Origin of the sequence: Lentzea kentuckyensis, from assembly GCF_002150765.1 — a bacterium.
Classification (GTDB): Bacteria; Actinomycetota; Actinomycetes; order Mycobacteriales; family Pseudonocardiaceae; genus Lentzea; species Lentzea kentuckyensis.
The window spans coordinates 44,691-67,021 of record NZ_MUYM01000055.1 but is presented as its reverse complement, the minus strand read 5'-3'; the positions used below and the strand labels follow the sequence as shown (position 1 = coordinate 67,021).

The 22,331-nt window shown below is 72.9% G+C and carries 2 protein-coding genes (1 of these 2 only partly in view); both read right to left on the bottom strand.

Annotated features, from left to right (window positions below; all coding sequences use genetic code 11):
* Positions 1–67: 67 nt before the first annotated feature.
* Positions 68–9,367, bottom strand: coding sequence for a type I polyketide synthase (locus B0F77_RS25000; RefSeq protein ID WP_086665418.1), 9,300 nt, complete (start codon positions 9,365–9,367; stop codon positions 68–70).
* A 2-nt stretch (positions 9,368–9,369) separates the two neighbouring features.
* Positions 9,370–22,331 carry the final stretch of a type I polyketide synthase gene (locus B0F77_RS24995; protein WP_086665417.1) on the bottom strand. Its footprint extends 19,411 nt past the window's final position, so the window shows 12,962 of its 32,373 coding nt (coding positions 19,412–32,373); its start codon lies off the right edge, out of view; it ends in the stop codon at positions 9,370–9,372.

The window sequence follows — 22,331 nt, the reverse complement described above, 5'->3', positions numbered from 1 at the left end:
CTCGACGAGCTTGTCCTGCTCAGACATCGCGATGCACCTTTCGTTCGTTCTCACGGCAGACGGAGGATCAGCGATCCCGCAGGCGGCCGAGCTCGTTGTCGATGAAGGCGAAGACCTCGTCCGTGCTCGCCGTCTGGATCCGGTCCGTGACCGTGTGCTCGCCGGACTCCTTGTCCTGGCCGCCCCACTGGTCCAGCAGCAGCCGCAACCGGACGGCGACCCCTGCGCGCAGTTCGGTGTCGGCCTCGCAGGCCGCGAGGACCGATTCCAGCCGGTCCAGCTCCGCGAGCGGCGAAAGCCCCGCGCCACCACCGGAATCGCCGACCAGCGCGGTGACGAGATGCGCCGCCAGCGCCACCGGGGTGGGGTAGTCGAACACCAGGGTCGCGGGCAGCCTCAGCCCGGTGACGGCGCTGAGCCGGTTGCGCAGCTCGATCGCGGTCAGCGAGTCGAACCCCAGCTGCCGGAACTCCTGGTCCACCGCCACGTCGTCCGCGCTCGTGTGCGCGAGCACCGCCGCCGCGTGCGACCGGACCAGATCGAGCGCGAACGCCTGCCGGTCGGGCTCTGGTGTCTCGCGCAACCGGTCGGCCACCCCGTCGACGACGGGAGTCGCCCGCGCGGCCGTCCGGCGCCGGGGATCCGTCAGGGTCCCTGGCGGGAGTGCGACGACCGATGGTTCGCCGGACGCCACGGCCGCGTCGAACAACCGCAGGCCCTGCTCAACGGACAAGAGTTCGGCACCGGCGCGGGACATCCGCTGCAGTCCGGCCTCGCTCAGCGTCGCGGTCATTCCCGCCGTCGGTGCCCAGGCACCCCACGCCACCGAGACGGCGGGCAGGCCCTGGCTCGCGCGATGGCAGGCCAGGGCGTCCAGAAAGACGTTGGCCGCCGCGTAGTTCGCCTGCCCGGGAGTGCCCATGATCCCCGAGACCGAGGAGTACAGGACGAAGCCGGCCAACTCCATGCCCCGCGTGAGCTCGTGCAGGTGCCAGGCCGCGTCCGCCTTGGGGCGCAACACGGTGTCCAGCCGCTGCGAGTCCAACGAACCGATGACGCCGTCGTCGAGCACACCTGCCGTGTGCACCACGGCGGTCAACGGGTGCTCTGCCGGGATGTCCGCCAACAGGCTCGCCAGCGCGGCACGATCAGAGACATCGCATTCGGCCACCGTGACCCGAGCGCCGTGCCCGGTCAGTTCGGCGACGAGCTCCTCGGCACCGGGGGTGGCGAGGCCGCGACGCCCGGCCAGCAGCAGTTGCCGTGCGCCCTGCTCGCGGACCAGGTGCCGGGCCAGCTCGCTGCCCAAGCCACCCACGCCACCGGTGATCAGCACCGTGCCGTCCGGATCCCAGGGCGACGGGTCGCTCCCGGCCACCGCGCGGGTCAGCCGCCCGACGCGCACGGCGCCCGCCCGAATCACGACCTGGGTCTCGTCGGGCAGCACCTGCTCCGCCAGCCCCGGCAGGGCCACCGAGTCGTCCGAATCCACCAGCAGGAACCGGCCAGGCTCCTCCGACTGCGCCGAGCGGACCAGCCCCCACAGCGCGGCGGCCGCGACGTCGGCGACCTGCTCGCCGGGCTCCGCCGCCACCGCGCCCCTGGTGCGGAACACCAGCCGGGAGGCCGCGAACCGGTCGTCCGCGAGGAACTCCTGCAGCAGGCCGAGCACCCTGGCGCTCAGGTGGTGAGCCGACGCCACGACGTCGGCGCGGTCTCCCTCGACGGAGATCAGCAGGGTGCCCGGCTCCGCTCCGGCGAGACCCCGGTCGAGCCAGTCCTCGACCTCGACGATCGGGTCCGCGGCGGGCCGCACGGCCAGTTCGGTCCACTCCAGTCGCAGGAGCGGATCGGATCCCCCGGCCGGCGCGACCGGCACCGGCGCCGCGCCGAACACGAGCGAGGCGCAGCTGAACACCGGCGCTCCCCCGGCGTCGACCGCGGTCACGGACATCGTGTCCGCGTCGGAGGTCGTCAGGCGCACCCGCAGCATCGAGGCACCGGACGCGTGCAGAACCGCACCGCTGAAGGCCGTCGGGACCACGTCGTGGAACCCGAGGTGAGCACTCGCACCGGCCACCGCGTCGAGCAGTTCCGGGTGCAGCCCGAACGCCTCGCCGTCGTCCGGTTCCGGCAGCGAGACCTCGGCCAGCACGTCGTCGCCGTGCCGCCACGCCGACCTCAAATTTGGGAAGTCGCCGACGTCCAGCGGTGTGGCGCCGTCCGGTGGCCAGGCCGAGGTGAGCCGGGTGCCCGCCTCGAGTCCGGTGCCCAGCACGCCGGTCGCGTGCTCCACCCAGTCCCGCTCGGTGTCGTCGGCGACGCGGGCGTGCACGTGCAGCGCACGCCGCCCGGAGTCGTCCGCCGCACCGATCCGCACCTGGACCCGCACCGCCTCGCGTTCCGGCAGCACCAGCGGCGCGACGAGGTTCAGCTCCTCGACGCGCGCGCAGCCCACCTCGTCGCCCGCCCTGATCGCCAGTTCCAGCACCCCGGTGGCGGGAAACACCACCACGTCGCCCACGCGGTGGCCGGCCAGCCACGGCTGCGTCGCCTGGGACAGCAGACCGGTCAGCACGACCTCGCCGGAGTCCGCCAGCTGCACCGAGGCACCCAGGAACGGATGGCCCGCGGCGACCTGCCCGAGGCCAGCCGGACCCGCGGCGGCCGCCGACCCCGCCGGCCAGAAACGCCGGTGCGCGAACGGATAGGCCGGGAGGTCGACCAGACGGCCCTCCGGGAGCACCTGCCCCCAGTCCACCTCGGCACCGCTCACGTGCAGCCGGGCCACGGCGGTCAGCAGTGAGGTCTCCTCGTCGCGGTCCCTGCGCAGCGACGGCACCGCGAGGGCCTCGTCCACCAGTCCCGACAGCACACCGTCGGGACCCAGTTCGAGAAACGCGGTCGCACCCGCGTCCGTCAGGGCGCGCAGACCGTCGGCGAAGCGCACCGTCTCCCGCACGTGCCGCACCCAGTACCCCGGCTCCTGGAGCTCAGCGGAGGCCAGCGCACCGGTCAGGTTCGACACCACGGGAAGGCGTGGCTCGTGCAGCTTCAGTCCCTTCACCACGACGGCGAAGTCGTCGAGCATCGGCTCCATCAACGGTGAGTGGAACGCGTGCGACACCACGAGCCGCCGGGTCCTGCGGTCCGCGAACCGTTCCGCGACCGCCAGCACCCCTGCCTCGTCGCCCGCGATCACCACCGAGTCGGCCCGGTTCACCGCCGCGATCGAGACGCCATCGCCCAGCAGCGGCCGGACCTCGTCCTCGGTCGCCTCGATCGCGACCATCGCACCGCACGACGGCAGCGCCTGCATCAGCTCGGCCCGCGCGGTCACCAGCGTGCACGCGTCCTGCAGCGACAGCACTCCCGCGACGTGCGCCGCGGTGACCTCGCCGATCGAATGACCGCCGACGAAGCCGGGCCGCAGACCCCAGTGCCGGACCAGGTGGAACAACGCCACCTCGACCGCGAACAGCGCGGGTTGCGCGTGCGCGGTCATCCTCAGCAGATCCGCGTCGTCACCCCACATCACGTCCCGCAGGCCGGGGGGCAGCAGTTCGAGCACCTCGTCGAGAGCCTCGGCGAACACGGGGAAGCGGTCGTAGAGCCCGCGGCCCATGCCCAGCCGCTGTGAACCCTGGCCGGAGAAGAGGAAGGCGACCTGGTGCGACCGTGCGACGTCCCGAGCGAGCTCGGCGACGCCGTCCTCGGTGGCGAGCAGCACCGCCCGGTGGTCGAAGACGGGCCGCCGTGACAGCGACCAGCCGACATCGGCCCGCCGGAGGTCGAGGTTCCGCAGCCGGTCGAGCTGAGCGCCCAGCGCCTGCTCGGACTTCGCGGACACCACCCACGGAACGACGACCGCGTCGCCAGAGTCCTGCTCGTCGTCCACCCGGCCCTGTTCCAGGACCACGTGCGCGTTCGTCCCGCTGAGCCCGAACGACGACACCCCGGCGCGGCGCGGCCTGCCCGTCTCCGGCCACGCCGAGTTGCCGGTCAGCAGCTCCACCGTGCCGGCGGACCAGTCGACGTGCGCCGATGGCGTGTCCACGTGCAGCGTCTTCGGCGCGACACCGTGCCGCAACGCCTGCACCATCTTGATCACACCGGCCACGCCCGCGGCGGCCTGGGTGTGCCCGATGTTCGACTTCACCGAACCCAGCAACAGCGGGTGCTCGCGGTCCTTCCCGTACACCGCCGCGAGTGCCTGGGCCTCGATCGGATCTCCCAGTGGCGTCCCGGTTCCGTGCGCCTCCACAACGTCCACTTCGGACGGTCGCAGCCCGGCCTGGGCCAGTGCGGCCCGGATCACCCGCCGCTGGGACGGACCGTTGGGGGCGGTCAGGCCGTTCGACGCGCCGTCCTGGTTCACCGCCGAACCGCGTACGAAGGCGAGCACCCGGTGACCGTTGCGCTCGGCGTCGGACAGCCGCTCCAGCACGAGCATGCCGGCGCCCTCGCCCCACCCGGTGCCGTCGGCACCGTCCGCGAACGCCTTGCACCGGCCGTCCGGCGACAGCCCGCCCTGCCGCGAGAAGCCGGCGAAGTTCATCGGCGTGGCCATCACCGTCACGCCACCGGCCAGCGCCAGCCCGCACTCACCGCGCTGCAGGGCCTGGGCCGCGAGGTGCAGGGACACCAGGGACGACGAGCACGCCGTGTCCACCGACAGCGCGGGTCCCTCGAAACCGAAGGTGTAGGACACCCGTCCGGAAAGGACACTCGCCGCCAGTCCCGTGCTCGCGTGCCCCGCGGTGTCCTCGCCGGAGGCGAACACGGCGTGGACGTAGTCCTGGCCGTTCGTGCCGACGAACACCCCGGTGCGGCTGCCTCGCAGGGCGACCGGATCGATGCCCGCCTGTTCCATGGCCTCCCAGGAGACTTCCAGCAACACCCGCTGCTGCGGATCCATGGCCAGGGCCTCACGTGGTGAGATCCCGAAGAAGGCGGCGTCGAACCCGGCGGCGTCGGGCAGGAAGGCACCGCGCGACGTCGAGCCGAGGTCGGCGGTCAGATCCCAGCCGCGGTCCGTGGGGAAGTCGCCGATCGCGTCGCGGCCGGAGTGAACGAGATCCCAGAGGTCGTCGGCCGATGCCACCCCGCCGGGGAAGCGGCACGCCATTCCCACGACCACCACGGGATCGTCGCCGGTCGCCGCGGGAACGACGTCCGGCGCGGCGTCGTCGTCCGCCACGCCCGTCAGCTCACCGAGCAGGAAAGCCGCGAGCGCGTTCGGTGTGGGGTAGTCGAACACCAGCGTGGCGGGCAGCGGCACCCCGGTCGCGGCCTTGAGCCGGTTCCGCAGCTCGATCGCCGTCAGCGAGTCGAAGCCCAGCTGCCGGAACTCCAGCTCCGCGGCGACGTCCTCCGCACTCGCGTGGCCCAGCACCGCCGCCGCGTGCGACCGCACGATCTCCAACGCCCGCCGGAGCCGATCCTCCTCCGGCAGCGCGAGCAGTCGCGAGGCCTCGCTCTCGACCGGGTCAGGACCCCGGCTGTCCGCACGACGTCGGTCCACATTGGACGCCAGCGCGAGAACGGACGCCTCACCCGCGGTCACCGCGAGGTCGAACAGTCGCAGACCCTGCTCGACCGACAGCAGGTCGGCCCCCGCACGCGACATCCGGCGCAGGCTCGCCTCGTCCAGCGACGCGGTCATGCCCGCGGTCGGCTCCCAGGCGCCCCAGGCCACCGACGTGGCCGGCAGGCCGGCGCTCGCCCGGTACTGGGCCAGCGCGTCGAGAAAGACGTTGGCCGCCGCGTAGTTCGCCTGCCCTGGTGCGCCCAGCGCGCCGGAAACCGACGAGTAGAGCACGAAACCGGCGAGATCCAGGTCTCGGGTGAGCTCGTGCAGGTGCCAGGCGGCATCGGCCTTCGGACGCAACACGGCGCTGATCCGGTCCGGGGACAACGACCCGAGCACACCGTCGTCCAGCACCCCGGCGGTGTGCACCACAGCCGTCAGCGGATGTTCCGCCGGGATCGCGGCGAGCAGTTCCTCCAGTGCGGCACGATCCGCGACATCGCAGGCGGCCACCGTCACGCCGGCACCACCGGCGGCCAGTTCGGCCACGAGCTCCCGAACGCCAGGAGTCGCCTCACCACGGCGTCCGGCGAGCAGCAGGTGCCGCACACCGTGCCGGGCCACCAGATGCCGTGCCAGTTCGCCACCGAGCCCGCCCGCGCCACCGGTGACCAGCACCGTGCCGTCCGGATCCCATCCGAGGCCCTCGACGACGTCCGGGCCGGTCACCTTGACCACGCGAGGCACCCGCACGACGCCCGCGCGCACGACGGCCTGGGACTCGCCGGGCGGTAGCTGGTGCGCCAGGTCCGCGAGAACGGCCTGGGAGGCATCGGTGTCGTCGAGGTCGACGAGCAGGAACCGGCCGGGCTCCTCGGCCTGCGCCGAGCGGACCAGGCCCCACACCGCGGCGGCCGCGACGTCCGCGACCGGACCCCCCGCCAGCGCCGGCACCGCCGCACGCGTGACGAACACCAGCCGTGAGCCGCTGAACCGGTCGTCCTCCAGGAACTCCCGCATCGTCCGGAGCACGCGCGCGGTCAGCAGGTGTGCCGAGGCGACGACGTCGTCGCGGTCGCCGGTGACGGGAACCACCACCGTGCCCGGCACCGCGGCCGAAATCCCGTTCTCCGCCCAGTCCTCCACCAGGACGACCTCGGTCGCCGTGCTCGTCACCTCGACCGGGTTCCAGTCGAGGCGCATGAGCGATTCCGACGACGGCGCCACGTCGACCGGCCAGAACCTGTTGCGCTGGAACGGGTACGTCGGCAGATCGACCACCCTGCCCGCGGACCGGCCGAACAGCCGGGACCAGTCCACCTCGACCCCGGCCACGTGCAACCGGCCGAAGGTGGTCAGCAGCGCGGTTTCCTCGCCTCGGTCCTTGCGCAGCAGCGGCACGGCGAGCCCGTCGTCGATCAGCCCGGACAGCACGCCGTCCGGCCCGAGTTCGAGGAACGTCGTCGCGCCCGCGCCGGCCAGCGCCCGGATCCCGTCCGCGAACCGGACCTCCTCCCGCACGTGCCGCACCCAGTACCGCGGGTCGCACACCTCGGTGGTGACGAGCCCGCCGGTCAGGTTCGACACGAGGGCGACCTGCGGCTCGGTGAACGTCAGTCCCGCGAGAGCCCGCGCGAACTCGTCGAGCATGGGCTCCATCAACGGTGAGTGGAACGCGTGCGACACCGCGAGCCGGGTGGTCTTGCGCCCCGGCAGACGTCCGACGAGAGCCAGCACCGCGCTCTCCTCTCCCGCCACCACCACCGAGTCGGACCTGTTCACGGCGGCGATCGAGACTCCGTCGCCCAGCAGCGGGCGCACCTCGTCCTCGGTCGCCTGGACCGCGACCATCGCACCGCCGGCCGGGAGGTTCTCCATCAGCCGGGCCCTGGCCGACACCAACCGGCACGCGTCCGTCAGTGACAGCACACCCGCCGCGTGCGCCGCCGCGACCTCGCCGATCGAGTGGCCGCCCACGAACTCGGGGACGATCCCCCACGCCTCGACCAGCCGCCACAGCGCGACCTCGACCGCGAACAACGCCGGCTGAGCCCATCCGGTGCGGTTCAGCGCCTCCGCGTCCGAGCCCCACATCACGTCCCGCACGCCGGGTTCGAGGTGGGCGAGCACCTCGTCCAGCGCCTCGGCGAACTCCGGGAACCGGGCGTACAGCTCCCGGCCCATGCCGAGGCGCTGCGACCCCTGACCGGAGAACAGGAAGGCGACGGACCGCCGGCCCGCCACTCCCCTCGCCACCTCGGTGACGCCGTCGGCGGTGGCGAGCAGCACGGCGCGATGCTCGAACGACGTCCGTGCCAGCAACGACCAGCCGATGTCGGTCCTCGACGCCCGTGCCGCGCGCACCGCGTCGATCTGAGCTGTCAGAGCGGGCTCGGTCCTCGCCGAGACCACCCATGGGACGACCGGCAGGTCATCGGTCCCAGGCTCCGGCCCCGGATCGGCCTGTTCGAGGATCACGTGCGCGTTGGTCCCGCTGATGCCGAACGACGACACCCCGGCCCGGCGCGGCCGATCGGCCTCCGGCCACGGGGCAGCCTCGGTCAGCAGCCGGAGCACGCCGTCGGACCAGTCCACATGCGACGACGGGACACCCACGTGCAGGGTCTGCGGAGCGACACCGTGCCGCAACGCCTGCACCATCTTGATCACGCCGCCGACCCCGGCCGCGGCCTGGGTGTGACCGATGTTCGACTTCAACGACCCCAGCAGCAGCGGCCGCTCGCGGTCCTGTCCGTAGGCGGTGCGCAGCGCCTGCGCCTCGATCGGGTCGCCCAGCGGCGTCCCGGTCCCGTGGGCCTCCACCACGTCCACTTCGGACGGTTTCAGCCCCGCCGCGTCCAGCGCCTGCCGGATGACCCGGTGCTGGGCCTGTCCGTTGGGCGCGGTGAAACCGTTGGAGGCGCCGTCCTGGTTGACCGCCGAGCCGCGCACCACCGCCAGCACCCGATGTCCGTGCCGCACCGCGTCGGAGAGCCGTTCCAGCGCGAGCACACCGACGCCTTCCGACCATCCCGTGCCGTCCGCGCGGTCGGAGAACGCCTTGCACCGCCCGTCCCCGGCGAGGCCGCCCTGCCTGCTGAACTCGACCAGTGAGCCGGGCGTCGACATGACGTTGACGCCACCCGCGAGCGCGAGCGAGCACTCACCGTTGCGCAACGCCTGCGCCGCCAGGTGGATGGCGACCAGCGACGAGGAACACGCCGTGTCCACGGTGATCGCCGGGCCTTCGAAACCGAAGGTGTAGGCGATCCGGCCGGACGTCGCGCTGGCCGCGATCCCCGTGCCGACGCCGCCGTCCGCGTCCTCCAGCGACCCCACGACGAGGTAGGCGTAGTCCTGGCCGTTGGTGCCGACGAACACACCGGTCCGGCTGCCGCGCAGGCCGGCCGGATCGATCCCCGCTCGTTCGATCGCCTCCCACGACGTCTCCAGCAGCAGCCGCTGCTGGGGATCGAGGGTGACCGCCTCCCGCGGCGAGATGCCGAAGAACCCGGCGTCGAACTCCGTGGCGGTGCTGAGGAAGCCCCCTTGGGTGCTCACGCTCATGCCCCGCTCGTCGACCTCGCTGTCGCGCAGGAACCCCAGGTCCCAGCCCCGATCGCCGGGGAAGCCGGAGATCGCGTCGCCGCCGGTGCGGACCAGGTCCCACAGGTCCTCCGGTGAGTAGACCTCACCGGGGTACCGGCAGGCCATGCCGATGATCGCGATCGGTTCGGACGCGGTGGCGAGCAGGCGCTGGTTCTGCCGGCGCAGCCGCTCGACCTCCTTCATCGAGGCCCGCAGCGCCGCGACGACCTTCTCGCTGGAAGATTCCATGATCAGTCCTGCTCCTCCAGTGCCGCACGGACCAGGTCATCCACCGACATCTCGTCGATGCCGTCCTCCGCGGAGTCCTGATCGGCCAGCGGGGCCGCCAGCCGCCGCATCTGATCGAGGAGTCCCGCTTCCCGCAGCCGGGCGATCGGCACCGACGCGAGCAACTCGCGGATCTCCGCCTCCTCGTCGCCCGCGACCGCCGCCGACGCACCCGGATCGAGCAGAGCGAGAACGTGCTCGGCGAGCCGGGAGGGCGTCGGATGGGCGAACACCAGCGTCGCGTCCAGGCTCAGCCCGGTGACCGCGTTGAGCTGGTTGCGCAGCTCCACCGTGCCGAGCGAGTCGAACCCGAGCTCCTGGAACGGCGTGTGCACGCCCACCGCGTCGACCCCGCTGTGCCCGAGCACGTCCGCCGCCCGTTCCCGGACGAGGTCGAGCACCGCGTCCGCCCGTTTGGCGAGCGGCACACCCGCCAGGTCGAACCGCCGCGACTCGGCGGCCGGTGCGGGCTCCTGGTAGCCGGGCATCTCGCGGAACAACGCGGCGGGACGTGCGGCCGTGCCGCCCTGGGCGGGCCCCACGTCGGCGACCATCATCGTCGGCTCGCCCTCCGCGACCAGTTGCCGCAGCGCGGTGTAGGCGAGGTCGGGATCCATCGCACCGATGCCCGCGCGCCGGGACAGGTGCTCGGCCTTACCGCCACCGGCCATGCCTCCACCCGCCCAGGCACCCCAGGCGATCGACGTCGCGGCCAGCCCCGCCGCCCTGCGGCGCACGGCCAGCGCGTCCAGCACGGCGTTGGCCGCCGCGTAGTTGCCCTGGCCCGGGTTGCCCGCGATCGCGGTTCCCGAGGAGAAGAGGACGAACGCGTCCAGGTCCAGCTCCCGGGTCAGCTCGTCGAGCAGCACCGCGGAGTCCACTTTGGACCTGAGCACGGTGTCGAAGCGGTCCGGGGTGAGCCGGTCCAGCACGCCGTCGTCGAGCACACCGGCCGCGTGCACCACACCGGTCAGCGGGTGTTCGGCGGGAATCGCCGCGAGCAGCGCCCGCACCGCAGAAGGGTCGGCCACGTCGCACGCGGTGACGGTGACCTCGGCACCGAGCGCGACGAGCTCCGCGCGCAGTTCCTCGGCACCGGCCGCGGCCGGTCCGCTCCTGCTGGCCAGCACCAGGTGCCGCGCGCCGTCCCGGACGAGTCCCCTGGCGAGGTGGCCACCGATCGCGCCGGTGCCACCGGTGATCAGGACCGTGCCGGCCGGCCGCCACAGCTCGTCGGGCCGAGGTGCGGGAGCGGGCAGCAGCCGTCGTCCGAACACCGCGGACGGACGCACCGCGAGCTGGTCCTCGCCGTCGCGGCCGGCCAGTGCCGCGGCGAACCCGGCGGCGGACCGCTCGTCGAGCACCTCCGGCAGGTCGACCACGCCACCCCAGCGGTCCGGGTACTCCAGCGCGGCGACCGCGCCGAGACCCCAGAGCGCCGCCTGGTGCGGCCGGGTCAGCTCCTCGGTGGGAGCCACCGACACCGCGCCCCTGGTGACGCACCACAGCGGTGCGGTGATTCCGGCGTCTCCCAGTGACTGCAGGAGCACGGCGGTGTCCGCCGCGGTCTCCCGTTCGGCGAGCAGCGACACGACACCGGCGAAGTCGGTGCCCAGCCCGCGCAGCCGTTCGGCCAGCGCCGCACGGTCGAGGTCGGACACCTCCACCTCGACCACCTCGGCGCCCGTGGCGGCCACCGCGGCGAGCACCTTCGAGCCGTCGAAACCGGCCGGGACGACGCCGAGCCAGCGCCCGGACGGTCCGGCCTGCGGCTCGATGACGAGCGGCCGCCAGGCGACCCGGTACCGCCAGCCGTCCACAATGGACTGCGCCGACTGCTTGCGCCGCCATTGCAGCAGTGCGGGCAGAACCTTGGACAACGCGTCCTGCTCGACGTCCAGTTCTGCTTGCAGCGCGGCGAAGTCCTGCTGGCCGACGGCGTCCCAGAACGCGCTGTCCTCCGTGTCCGCGGGACCGGCGGTCTCGGCCGGGGTGTCCGGCCAGTACCGCTCGTGCTGGAAGGCGTAGGTCGGCAGGTCCACACGGCTCGCCCCCGTCCCGGCGAACACGCCGGACCAGGACACCGGCACACCGGCGACGTGCAGCTGAGCCAGCGCGCTCAGCACGGCGGTCTCTTCCGGACGATCCCTGCGCTGTGCCGCCACGGTGACCACACCGCCAGGCAACGACTCGGCGGCCATGGCCGTGAGCACGGCGTCCGGTCCCAGTTCCAGGAACACCGTCGCGCCGCCGTCCGCCAGCGCCCGCACGCCGTCGCCGAAGCGGACCGTCTCCCGCACGTGCCGCACCCAGTACTCCGGTGCGCCGACGTCGGTCGCCAGCTCGCCGGTCACGTTGGACACCAGCGGAATCCGGGCGGGTTCGAACGACAGGTCCGCGACCACCTCGGCGAAGGCCGCCAGCATCGGTTCCATCAACGGCGAGTGGAACGCGTGCGACACCCGCAACCTCGACGTCTTGCGGCCGTCGAGTTGTGCCGCGACCGCGAGCACCGCCTCCTCGTCACCCGCGATCACCACGGACGAGGGTCCGTTGACCGCGGCGATCGACACACCGTCGACCAGCAGCGCGGTGACCTCGGCCTCGCCGGCCTGGATCGCCAGCATCGCCCCGCCGGCCGGCAGTGCCTGCATGAGCTCCGCCCGTGCCGCGACGAGACGGCAGGCATCCGGCAACGACAGGACGCCTGCGACGTGAGCCGCCGCCACCTCGCCGATCGAGTGCCCGCCGACGAAGTCGGGCCGGACTCCCCAGGACTCGGCCAGGCGGAAGAGCGCGACCTCGAACGCGAACAGGGCGGGCTGCGCGTTCCCGGTCCGGTTCAGGACGTCCGGATCGTCGCCCCACATCACCTCTCGCAGCCCCGGTTCCCAGTGGGACAGGACCTCGTCGAACGCCGCCGCGAACACCGGGAACCGCTGGTGCAGATCGCGCCCCATGCCGGGCCGCTGAGCACCCTGCCCGGAGAACAGGACCGCGAGCCTGGTCGAGCGAGCCGCCTGGCCACGCTGGACGTGCGGGCTCCGCTCGCCGTGTGCCAGCGCGGTGAGTCCTTCGACCAGCTGGTCACGATCCGCCGCGACCACGACGCCGCGATGGGCGAAGGCGGCGCGGGTGGTCGCGAGGGAGAACGCGACATCGGTCAGCCCGGCCTCGGTCGCCCGCACGTGCTCGAGCACCCTGCGAGCCTGTGCCCGCAGCGCCTCCGGGGTCCGTCCCGACACGGGCACGGGGAAGGCGCCGGTGGCAGCGGGAGCGGCCGGCTCCTCGTTCGCCGCCGGTTGTTCGAGCACGATGTGCGAGTTGGTGCCGCTGGCACCGAACGAGGACACCGCGGCGATCCGGGGCCTGCCGGTCTCCGGCCACGGTTCGCTGCGCGTCAGCAGCCGGATCGAGCCCGCCGCCCAGTCCACTTCGGACGAAGGCTCGGTCACGTGCAGCGTCCTGGGCAGCATCCCCTGGCGCATCGCCAGCACCATCTTGATCACGCCGGCCACCCCGGCCGCCGCCTGGGTGTGCCCGATGTTGGACTTGAGCGAGCCGAGCAGCAACGGCCGTTCGCGATCCTGGCCGTAGGTGGCCAGCAGGGCCTGCGCCTCGATCGGGTCGCCGAGCCGGGTGGCCGTGCCGTGCGCCTCCACGGCGTCCACATCGGACGGACGGACGCCTGCCGCGGCCAGTGCCCTGCGGATGACCCGCTGCTGAGCGGGACCGCTCGGCGCGGTCAGGCCGTTCGACGCGCCGTCCTGGTTGATCGCCGAACCGCGCACGATCGCCAGCACCTGATGCCCGTTGCGGCGGGCGTCGGAGAGCCGCTCGACCACCAGCATGCCGACACCCTCCGACCAGCCGGTGCCGTTCGCCGTGTCGGAGAACGCCCGGCAGCGGCCATCGGGTGAGAGCGCGCCCATGTCACCGAACTCGATCAGCACGTTCGGGGTGGACATCACCGTCACACCGCCGGCCAGCGCGAGGCGGCATTCACCGTTGCGCAGCGCCTGCACGGCGAGGTGCAGGGCGACGAGCGACGACGAGCACGCGGTGTCGACCGACACCGTGGGTCCCTGCAGGCCGAAGGTGTACGCGAGCCTGCCGGACAACAGGCTGGCCGACTGCGCGGTCTGCCAGTGGCCTTCCTGTGCGCCGGACGGGCGGTAGTCCCCGCTGCCGCCACCGATGAACACACCGGTGTCGGTGCCGCGCAGCTCGGCCGGGTCGATTCCGGTTCGTTCCAGGGCTTCCCAGGCCGACTCCAGGACCATGCGCTGCTGCGGGTCCATGACCATCGCCTCGCGCGGGGAGATCCCGAAGAAGCCGGCGTCGAAGTCGGCCGCGATGTCGAGGAACCCGCCGTTGGGCGGAGTGCCGCGCGCCATCAGGCCCGCGAGGTCCCACCCTCGGTCGAGCGGCAGCCCGCCGACCGCGTCGACCTCGTCCCTGACCAGGTCCCACAGGTCCTCCGGCGAGCGCACCCCACCCGGATACCGGCAGCTCATGCCCACGATCACGATCGGATCGGTGGTGGTGTCGACGGCGGTGACCACGTCCGGGACAGGGGTCTCCTCCGCCGCGCCACCCAGCAGCTCGGCCAGCAGATGATCAGCGAGCTCGGCCGGGGTCGGGTGGTCGAACACCAGGGAGGCCGGCAGGCTCAGGCCCGTCTCGGTGGTAAGCAGGTTGCGCAGGTCGACCGCGGTCATCGAGTCGAACCCGAGGTCGCGGAACGGCCAGTCCTCCTCGATCCCGTCGGGCGTGGCGTGCCCCAGCACCGCGGCGGCCTTCGCCCTGACCAGCCTGAGCAGTTCGCCGGAGCGTTCGGGTGCTGGCAGGCCGAGCAGCACCTCCCGCAGCGGGTTGGCCGGCTCGTCCGCCCGCTCGTCCGGCGTGTCCAGCAGGTTCGCGAACAACGGATCGCGCCGATGCGCCGCGAACGTGTGCCAGTCGACATGTGCCACGACAAGGGATCCGTCGGCGGCGGTCGTCCTGGTGAGTGCTTCGAACGCAGGCTCCGGGCTCATCGGCGGCAGGCCGTTGTGCCGCAGGTGCGCGGCCGACCGCTCGTCCTGGGCGCCGATGAGAGCGCTCCACGAGATCGCCTGCCCGACCAGCCCCCGGTCGCGGCGCTGACGCGCGATCGCGTCGAGGTACGCGCCGACCGCCGCCTCCTCCCGCCTGCCGGCGAAGCCCCAGGTTCCGGCGACCGAACCGCACAGCACGAACCGGTCGAGCGGCCGGTCGCCGAGCAGCGCGGCCAGTGCGGCGACGTCGGTGAGCTCCTCCACGAAGTCACCGGTGACGAACACCGACGAGGGCGCGAACTCGTCGAGCGCGGCCGCGAGTGCGTCCCGCTCCACGACGACGACCTCGGCCTCGATCTCCGCGAGGTCCGTCGAGGCACCGGTCAGGATCAGGCGTGTCGCGCCGCGGGCAACCAGCCAGCGAGCGAGCTGGCCGCCTGTCGTTCCCGTCGCGCCGGCGAGCACCACCGTGCCGGTGGGTCGCCACGAGCTCTCCGTCACCTCGGCGCGGACCAGGCGCCTGGCGAACACTCCGGCGGAACGCACGGCCAGCTGGTTCTCCTCGGTGGAGGCCGCGAGGACGTCCACGAGCAGGGCCAGCACCCGGTCGTCGAGCTGGGCGGGCAGGTCGAGCAGGCCGCCCCACCGCAGCGGCTCCTCCAGCGCGGCGACGAGGCCTTCGCCCCAGACGGCCGCCTGTCCGGCGCTGAGCAGAGGTTCGGCCGGGTCCACCGCGACCGCGCCACGGGTCAGGCACCACAGCGGGGCCTCGATCCCGGCGTCGGTGAGCGCCTGGAGCACCGCACCGGGCCAGGCAGCGTCACCGGGCAGCGCCTCGTCGCTCACGGCGAGCAGGGACACGACCCCGGCGAGATCGCTGTAGCCGGGCAGTTCCAGGGAGTCCGACACGCTGACGATCTCGCCGCCGAGCGCGTTCGCGACCGCCGACGTCCACGGGTCGTCCTGCCCGTCCTGCACGAGCACCAGCCACTTGCCCGGTGTTCCCGGCGGGACCGGCACCCGCGTCCAGTCCACTTGGTAGCACCAGTCGTCCACGACCGGCCTGCGGCCGGGCGCCACCTGCGGCCAGAACCGCTCGCGCTGGAAGGCGTAGGTCGGCAGATCGATCCTGGCCGCGCCGGTTCCGGCGAAGAACGCCTGCCAGTCGGGCGTGACACCGGCCGCGTGCAGCTGCGCCAGCGCCGCCGTGACCGCAGCTTCCTCGCCGCGGTTCCTGCGTTGCGCGGCAACGACAACGGCATCGTCGGGCAGTGACTCCCGAGCCACCGGGGACAGCACCGCGTCGGGCCCGAGCTCGAGGAACGCGGTCACGCCCGCGTCCGACAGCGCCCGCACGCCATCGGCGAACCGGACGGTCTCCCGGACGTGCCGCACCCAGTACTCCGGCGAGCGGACGTCCACGCCCAGCCCACCGGTCACGTTGGACACGAGTGGGATCCGGGGCGCCTCGAACGACAGCTCCGCCAGCACCCGCCCGAACTCCGCCAGCATCGGCTCCATCAACGGCGAGTGGAACGCGTGCGACACCGTCAACTTCGTGGTCTTGCGGTCACCGAACGAGGCCACGACCGACCGCACCGCGTCCTCGGCGCCCGCGACCACCACCGACGAGGGCCCGTTCACCGCGGCGATCGAAACGCCGTCGGTCAGCACCGGCACGATCTCCGACTCACTGGCCTGGATCGCGACCATCACTCCGCCGGAGGGCAGCGCCTCCATGAGCGCGCCGCGCGCGACCACCAGCCGGCACGCGTCGGCGAGCGACAGGACACCCGCCACGTGCGCCGCCGCGACCTCGCCGATCGAGTGGCCACCGACGAAGTCCGGCCGGATGCCCCAGGACTCGACCAGGCGGAACAGCGCCACCTCGACCGCGAACAACGCGGGCTGGGTGTAGCCGGTCCGGGAGAGCGGCTCCGGATCCTCTCCCCAGGCCACCTCCCGCACCGGACGGGCGAGGGCGAGATCGAGGTGTGCGGCCACCGCGTCGAACGCCTCCGCGAACACGGGGAAGCGCTCGTAGAGCTCACGGCCCATCCCCGGCCGCTGCGATCCCTGGCCGGAGAACAGCACCGCCAGCGGGCGTTCGGCGGCGACCCCGCGGAAGGTCTCCGCGGCGTGTTCGCCGTTCAGCACGACCGCTCGATGCCGGAGCGCCGCACGTCCGGTCGCCAGGGTGAAACCGGTGTCCAGGACGGACAGTCCGGGCTGCCGCTCGGCGAACTCGCGCACCCGCTCCAGCTGAGCGTCCAGCGCGGCTCGGGTTTTGCCGGAGACCACCCACGGCACCACGGAGAGAGACCTGGAGGGCGCGTGCCCCGGCTTGGTGGCAGGAGCCTCCTCGACGATGACGTGCGCGTTGGTGCCGCTCAGGCCGAACGCCGAGACGCCCGCACGCCGCACGTGCCCGGCCGGCGCCCACTCCTGCGCCGCGCGCAGCAGCGACAGTCCACCGGACGTCCAGTCCACATGGGACGAAGGATCGTCGATGTGCAACGACTGGGGAAGGACGTTGTGGCGCAACGCCAGGACCATCTTGATCACGCCGGCGACACCCGCCGCCGCCTGGGTGTGGCCGATGTTCGACTTGACCGAACCCAGCCACAGCGGTCGTTCCCGGTCGCGGCCGTACGTCGCCAGCAACGCCTGCGCCTCGATCGGGTCACCCAGCGTCGTGCCCGTACCGTGCGCCTCCACCGCGTCGACGTCACTCGCGGCGAGACCGGCGTCGGCCAGGGCCTGGCGGATGACCCGCTGCTGCGAAGGACCGTTGGGCGCGGTCAGGCCGTTCGACGCGCCGTCCTGGTTCACCGCCGAGCCGCGCAACACGGCCCAGACCTCGTGACCGTTGCGGACGGCGTCGGAAAGCCGTTCCAGCACAAGGACTCCCACGCCCTCCGACCAGGCCGTGCCGTCGGCGCTCTCGGCGAACGGCTTGCACCGGCCGTCGGGCGCGAGACCGCCCTGCGAGGTGAACTCGACGAACGAGCCGGGCGTCGACATCACCGAGACGCCGCCGGCCAGGGCCAGGGCGCACTCGCCGCCGCGCAGCGCGCGGGTGGCCCAGTGCAGGGCGACCAGTGCCGAGGAGCACGCCGTGTCGACGGTGACGGCCGGGCCTTCCAGCCCGAGGGTGTAGGAAAGCCTGCCGGACAACACACTCGCGGTGTTGCCGGTGGCCACATAGCCCTGGACCTCGGCCCCGCTGCCGACGAGGAGTTCGGCGTAGTCCTGTCCGTTGGTGCCGATGAAGACACCTGTCTGGCTGCCCCGCAGCCCGGACGGATCGATCCCCGCGCGTTCCAGTGCCTCCCAGGAGGTTTCCAGCAACAGTCGCTGCTGCGGGTCCATCGCCAGCGCCTCACGTGGTGAGACGCCGAAGAAGCTTGCGTCGAAGTCGGCCACGCCGGCCAGGAAGCCGCTCTCCCCCGTGGCGGAGTACCCGCTCGCCAGTCCGGCGAGATCCCAGCCGCGGTCGTCGGGGAACGCCGAGATCCCGTCCCTCGCCTCGGCCAGCAGCCGCCACAGCTCCTCCGGTGAGTCGGCCCCGCCGGGGAACCGGCAGCCGATTCCGACGATCGCGATCGGGTCGTCGTCGGCCGGGCGGGTCGCGGGCAGCTCGCCCGCGGGCCCGTCCAGGCCGCCGAGCAGTTCGGACAGCAGGAACTCGGCCATCGCGGCGGGTGTCGGGTAGTCGAACACCAGGGACGCGGGCAGGGTCAGCCCGGTCGTGCCCGCCAGCGCGTTGCGCAGCTCCAGCGAGGTCAGCGAGTCGAAGCCCAGCTCCTGGAACGGCTGGTTCGCGGTGACCGTGTCCGCGCCGGCGTGGCCGAGGACGGCCGCGACGTGCGTGCGCACCAGGTCCAGCATCCGCCGCGAACGTTCGGCCGCGGGCAGGGCTGCCAGGTCGTGTTCTGCCTGGGCCACGGGTTTCGCGCGGTGCGACGCCCGGACCTCCGGAAGATCGGCGATCAGTGGCAGGTCCGCGAACGCCGACGAGAACCTGGTCCAGTCGACGTCGGCGACCATCAGGACCGCGTCACCGCCCTCGATCGCCTGCCGCAGCGCGGTGATCGCCGGCTCGGGTCGCATCGACTCGAACCCGGCCCGGCGCAGCCTGCTCTCCACCCCCGAGACGTCGACCATGCCCGCGTCGGCCCACGGACCCCACGCCACCGAGGTCGACGGCAGGCCGAGGGACCTGCGGTGCTCGGTGAAGGCGTCCAGGAAGGCGTTGGCCGCCGCGTAGTTGCCCTGTCCGGCCGCGCCGATGACCCCGGCCGTGGAGGAGAACGTCACGAACGCGGACAGCTCCAGGCCGGAGGTCAGGTCGTGCAGGTTGGTCACCGCGGTCGCCTTGGCGCGCAGCACGGTGGACAACGACTCCGGCGTCAGGTCCTCGACCAGGCCGTCCTGGATCACGCCGGCCGTGTGGAAGACCGCGGAGAGCGGGAACTTCGCGGGGATGTCGGCGAGCACGCGGGCCAGCGCGTCCCGGTCCGCGACGTCGCAGGCCACCACGGTGACCTCGGCGCCGAGCTCGGTCAGCTCGTGGCGCAGCACGTCCACGCCCGGTGCGTCCGGTCCGCGCCTGCTGGTCAGCAGCAGATGTTCGGCGCCTTCGCGGGCCAGCCAGCGGGCGACGTGCCCACCGAGGGCGCCGGTACCGCCGGTGACCAGCACCGTGCCGGTGGGCCGGAACTCCCCGGCCGCCGCACGCGCGGCGGGCCTGGCGTGCGACAGCCGGCGGACGAAGACCCCGGAGTCCCGCACCGCGACCTGATCCTCCCGGCCGCCGAGAACTCCGCTCAGCCGTTGCGCGGTGCGGTGCTCGAGCACCTCCGGCAGATCGACCAGTCCGCCCCAGCGTCCGGGCTGTTCCAGGGCCACCACCCGGCCGAGGCCCCACACTCCCGCCTGGACCGGCGCGAGCACCCGGTCGGATCGGCCCACGGCGAGAGCACCGCGGGTGACGCACCAGATCGGGGCGGCGATTCCCGCGTCGCCCAGTGCCTGGACGGCCAGCCCGGTCATCGCCAGTCCCGCGGGCACGCCCGGATGACCGGGCAGGTCACCGTCCTGGACGGCCAGCAGCGACAGCACCCCGGCGAACCGCTCACCGGTGTACTCGCGCAGCAGCTCGGCGAACTCGGCACGATCCACGCACGGCACCTCGACGCGGACGACGTCCGCACCCGCACCCCGGACGACGGCCTCCTGCCAGTCGTCCGCGGCTCCCGCCGGGACGAGCAGCAGCAGGGTGCCGCCGAGGACCGCGCCGTTACCCGTGGCCGGGACCCACGAGACCTCGTACCGCCAACCGTCCACAACAGACTGATCGCGCCGGGTCCGCCGCCACGCCGACAACGCGGGCACCATGGCGCTCACGGTGTCGCCGGGAAGGCCGAGCGAGGACGTCAGCGACTCGATGTCGCCGTGTTCCACCGCCGCCCAGAAGCCGTCGTCGTCCCCGCCGCCGGACACCGTCTCCGGTCCGGCCTCCGGCCAGAACCTCTCGTTCTGGAACGGATACGTCGGAAGGTCGACCCGCCGCGCACCGGAGTCCGCGAAGTACGCGCGCCAGTCCACGGTCTGGCCGCCGGCGTGCCAGGCCGAGACGGCCCGCACGATCGTTTCGACCTCGTCGCGGCCCCGGCGCAGGACGGGCAGCACGCCGGCCTCCGGCGCCATGCCGGTCAGCACGCCGTCCGGCCCGATCTCCAGGAACGCCCGCACGCCGAGCGAGCTCAGGCACGTGACGCCGTCGGCGAAACGAACCGCGCGCCGCACGTGCTCCACCCAGTACTCCGCGGTGCAGACCTGGTCCGCCTCCGCCAGCGCACCGGTCACGTTGGAGACGAAGGGAATCTCGGGGCGCCGGTAGGAGATCCGCTCGGCGACTTTCCGGAACTCGTCGAGCATCCCGTCCATCAGCGGCGAGTGGAAGGCATGGCTCACCCGCAGCCTGCGGGTGCGGTGCCCGAGGGCGTCGAACCGGCCGGCGATGTCCAGCACGGTCTGCTCCACGCCCGAGATCACCACGGCCCGCGGTCCGTTCACCGCCGCGATCGAGACGTCGGCCTCGTGACCGGCGAGCTGCGCCAGCACGTCGTCCTCGGTGGCCTCGACGGCGACCATGGCACCACCGGACGGCAGCGCCTGCATGAGTCGTCCGCGCGCCGCCACGAGCCGGCACGCGTCGTCGAGCGTGAACACGCCCGCGACGTGGGCGGCGACGAGCTCGCCGATCGAGTGCCCCGCGAGATAGCCGGGCGTCAGGCCCCACGACTCGACCAGCCGGTACAGCGCGACCTCGATCGCGAACAGGGCCGGCTGCGTGTACCCCGTCTCGTGCAGGAGGGTGGCCTCCTGGCTGTCCTCCGCGGCGAACATCAGTTCCCGCAGCGGCCGGTCGAGCTCCGTGTCGAACCTGGCCAGCACCTCGTCCAGCGCGTCGGCGAACACCGGGAACCGTTGGTAGAGACCGCTTCCCATCCCGGCCCGCTGGCTGCCCTGGCCGGTGAACAGGAACGCCGCGGTGCCCGCCTTCGTCTCGGCGTCGATCACGGTGCGGGGCAGCGAGCCGCCCTGGCGGAGTGCCGTGAGGGCCGCCACCAGTTCCTCGGTGTCCTTCGCCAGCACGGCCACGCGGCGGTCGAAGCTCGATCGGGTGGTCGCCAGCGAGAACGCGAGGTCGGTCAGGTTCGGCGCGGGCTCGGCCGTCACCGCGGCCAGCATCCGCTCCGCGTACGCCAGCAACGCCTGGTCGTTGCGCGCCGACAGGACCACGGGCACGAGCCCGGACGCCGGTGGCGCCTCGTGCACCTCGGTGGCCGGAGCCGCTTCGACGACCATGTGGGCGTTCGTCCCGCTGAGGCCGAACGAGGAGATGCCCGCCCGGCGCGGATGCCCGTGCTCAGGCCAGGACACCGGTTCGGTCAGCAGCCGGATCGACCCCGCCGTCCAGTCCACGTGGGACGACGGCTGGGTGACGTGCAGCGTCCTGGGCAGGACTCCGTGCCGGAGCGCCTGCACCATCTTGATCACGCTCGCGACGCCGGACGCCATCTGGGTGTGGCCGATGTTGGACTTGACGGACCCGAGCAGGAGCGGGTGTTCCCTGTCCTGGCCGTAGGTCGTCAGCAGGGCCTGCGCCTCGATGGGGTCGCCCAGCGCGGTGCCGGTGCCGTGTCCTTCCACCGCGTCGACCTCGGCGGCGCGCACCCCGGCGTTGGCCAGGGCCTGCCGGATCACGCGCTGTTGCGACGGGCCGCTCGGCGCCGTCATGCCGTTCGAGGCGCCGTCCTGGTTGATCGCCGAACCGCGGATCACCGCCAGCACCGGGTGACCGTTGCGCTGGGCGTCCGAAAGACGTTCCAGCAGCACGATTCCGACGCCCTCGGCGAGCGTCATGCCGTCGGCCGCGTCGGAGTACGCCTTGCAGCGGCCGTCCACCGCGAGCGCGCGCTGCCTGCTGAACCCGATGAAGGCGGCAGGCGTGGACATCACGCTCACCCCACCGGCCAGCGTGAGGGAGCTTTCGCCGTCACGCAGCGACTGGCACGCCAGGTGCATCGCGACCAGCGAGGACGAACACGCCGTGTCGAGGGTGACCGCCGGTCCCTCCAGGCCGAACAGGTAGGAGATCCGTCCGGAGAGGATGCTGGACAGCGTGCCCGTGACCGCGTGGCCTTCCGACCCCTCCGCGGCGTTCGGGACCGCCGAGCCGTAGTCCTGGTAACTCGCACCGATGAAGGTCCCGGTCAGGCTGCCGCGGGCGGATCGCGGATCGATGCCCGCGCGTTCGAAGGCCTCCCAGGCGGTCTCCAGCAGCAGGCGCTGCTGCGGGTCCATCGCCAGGGCCT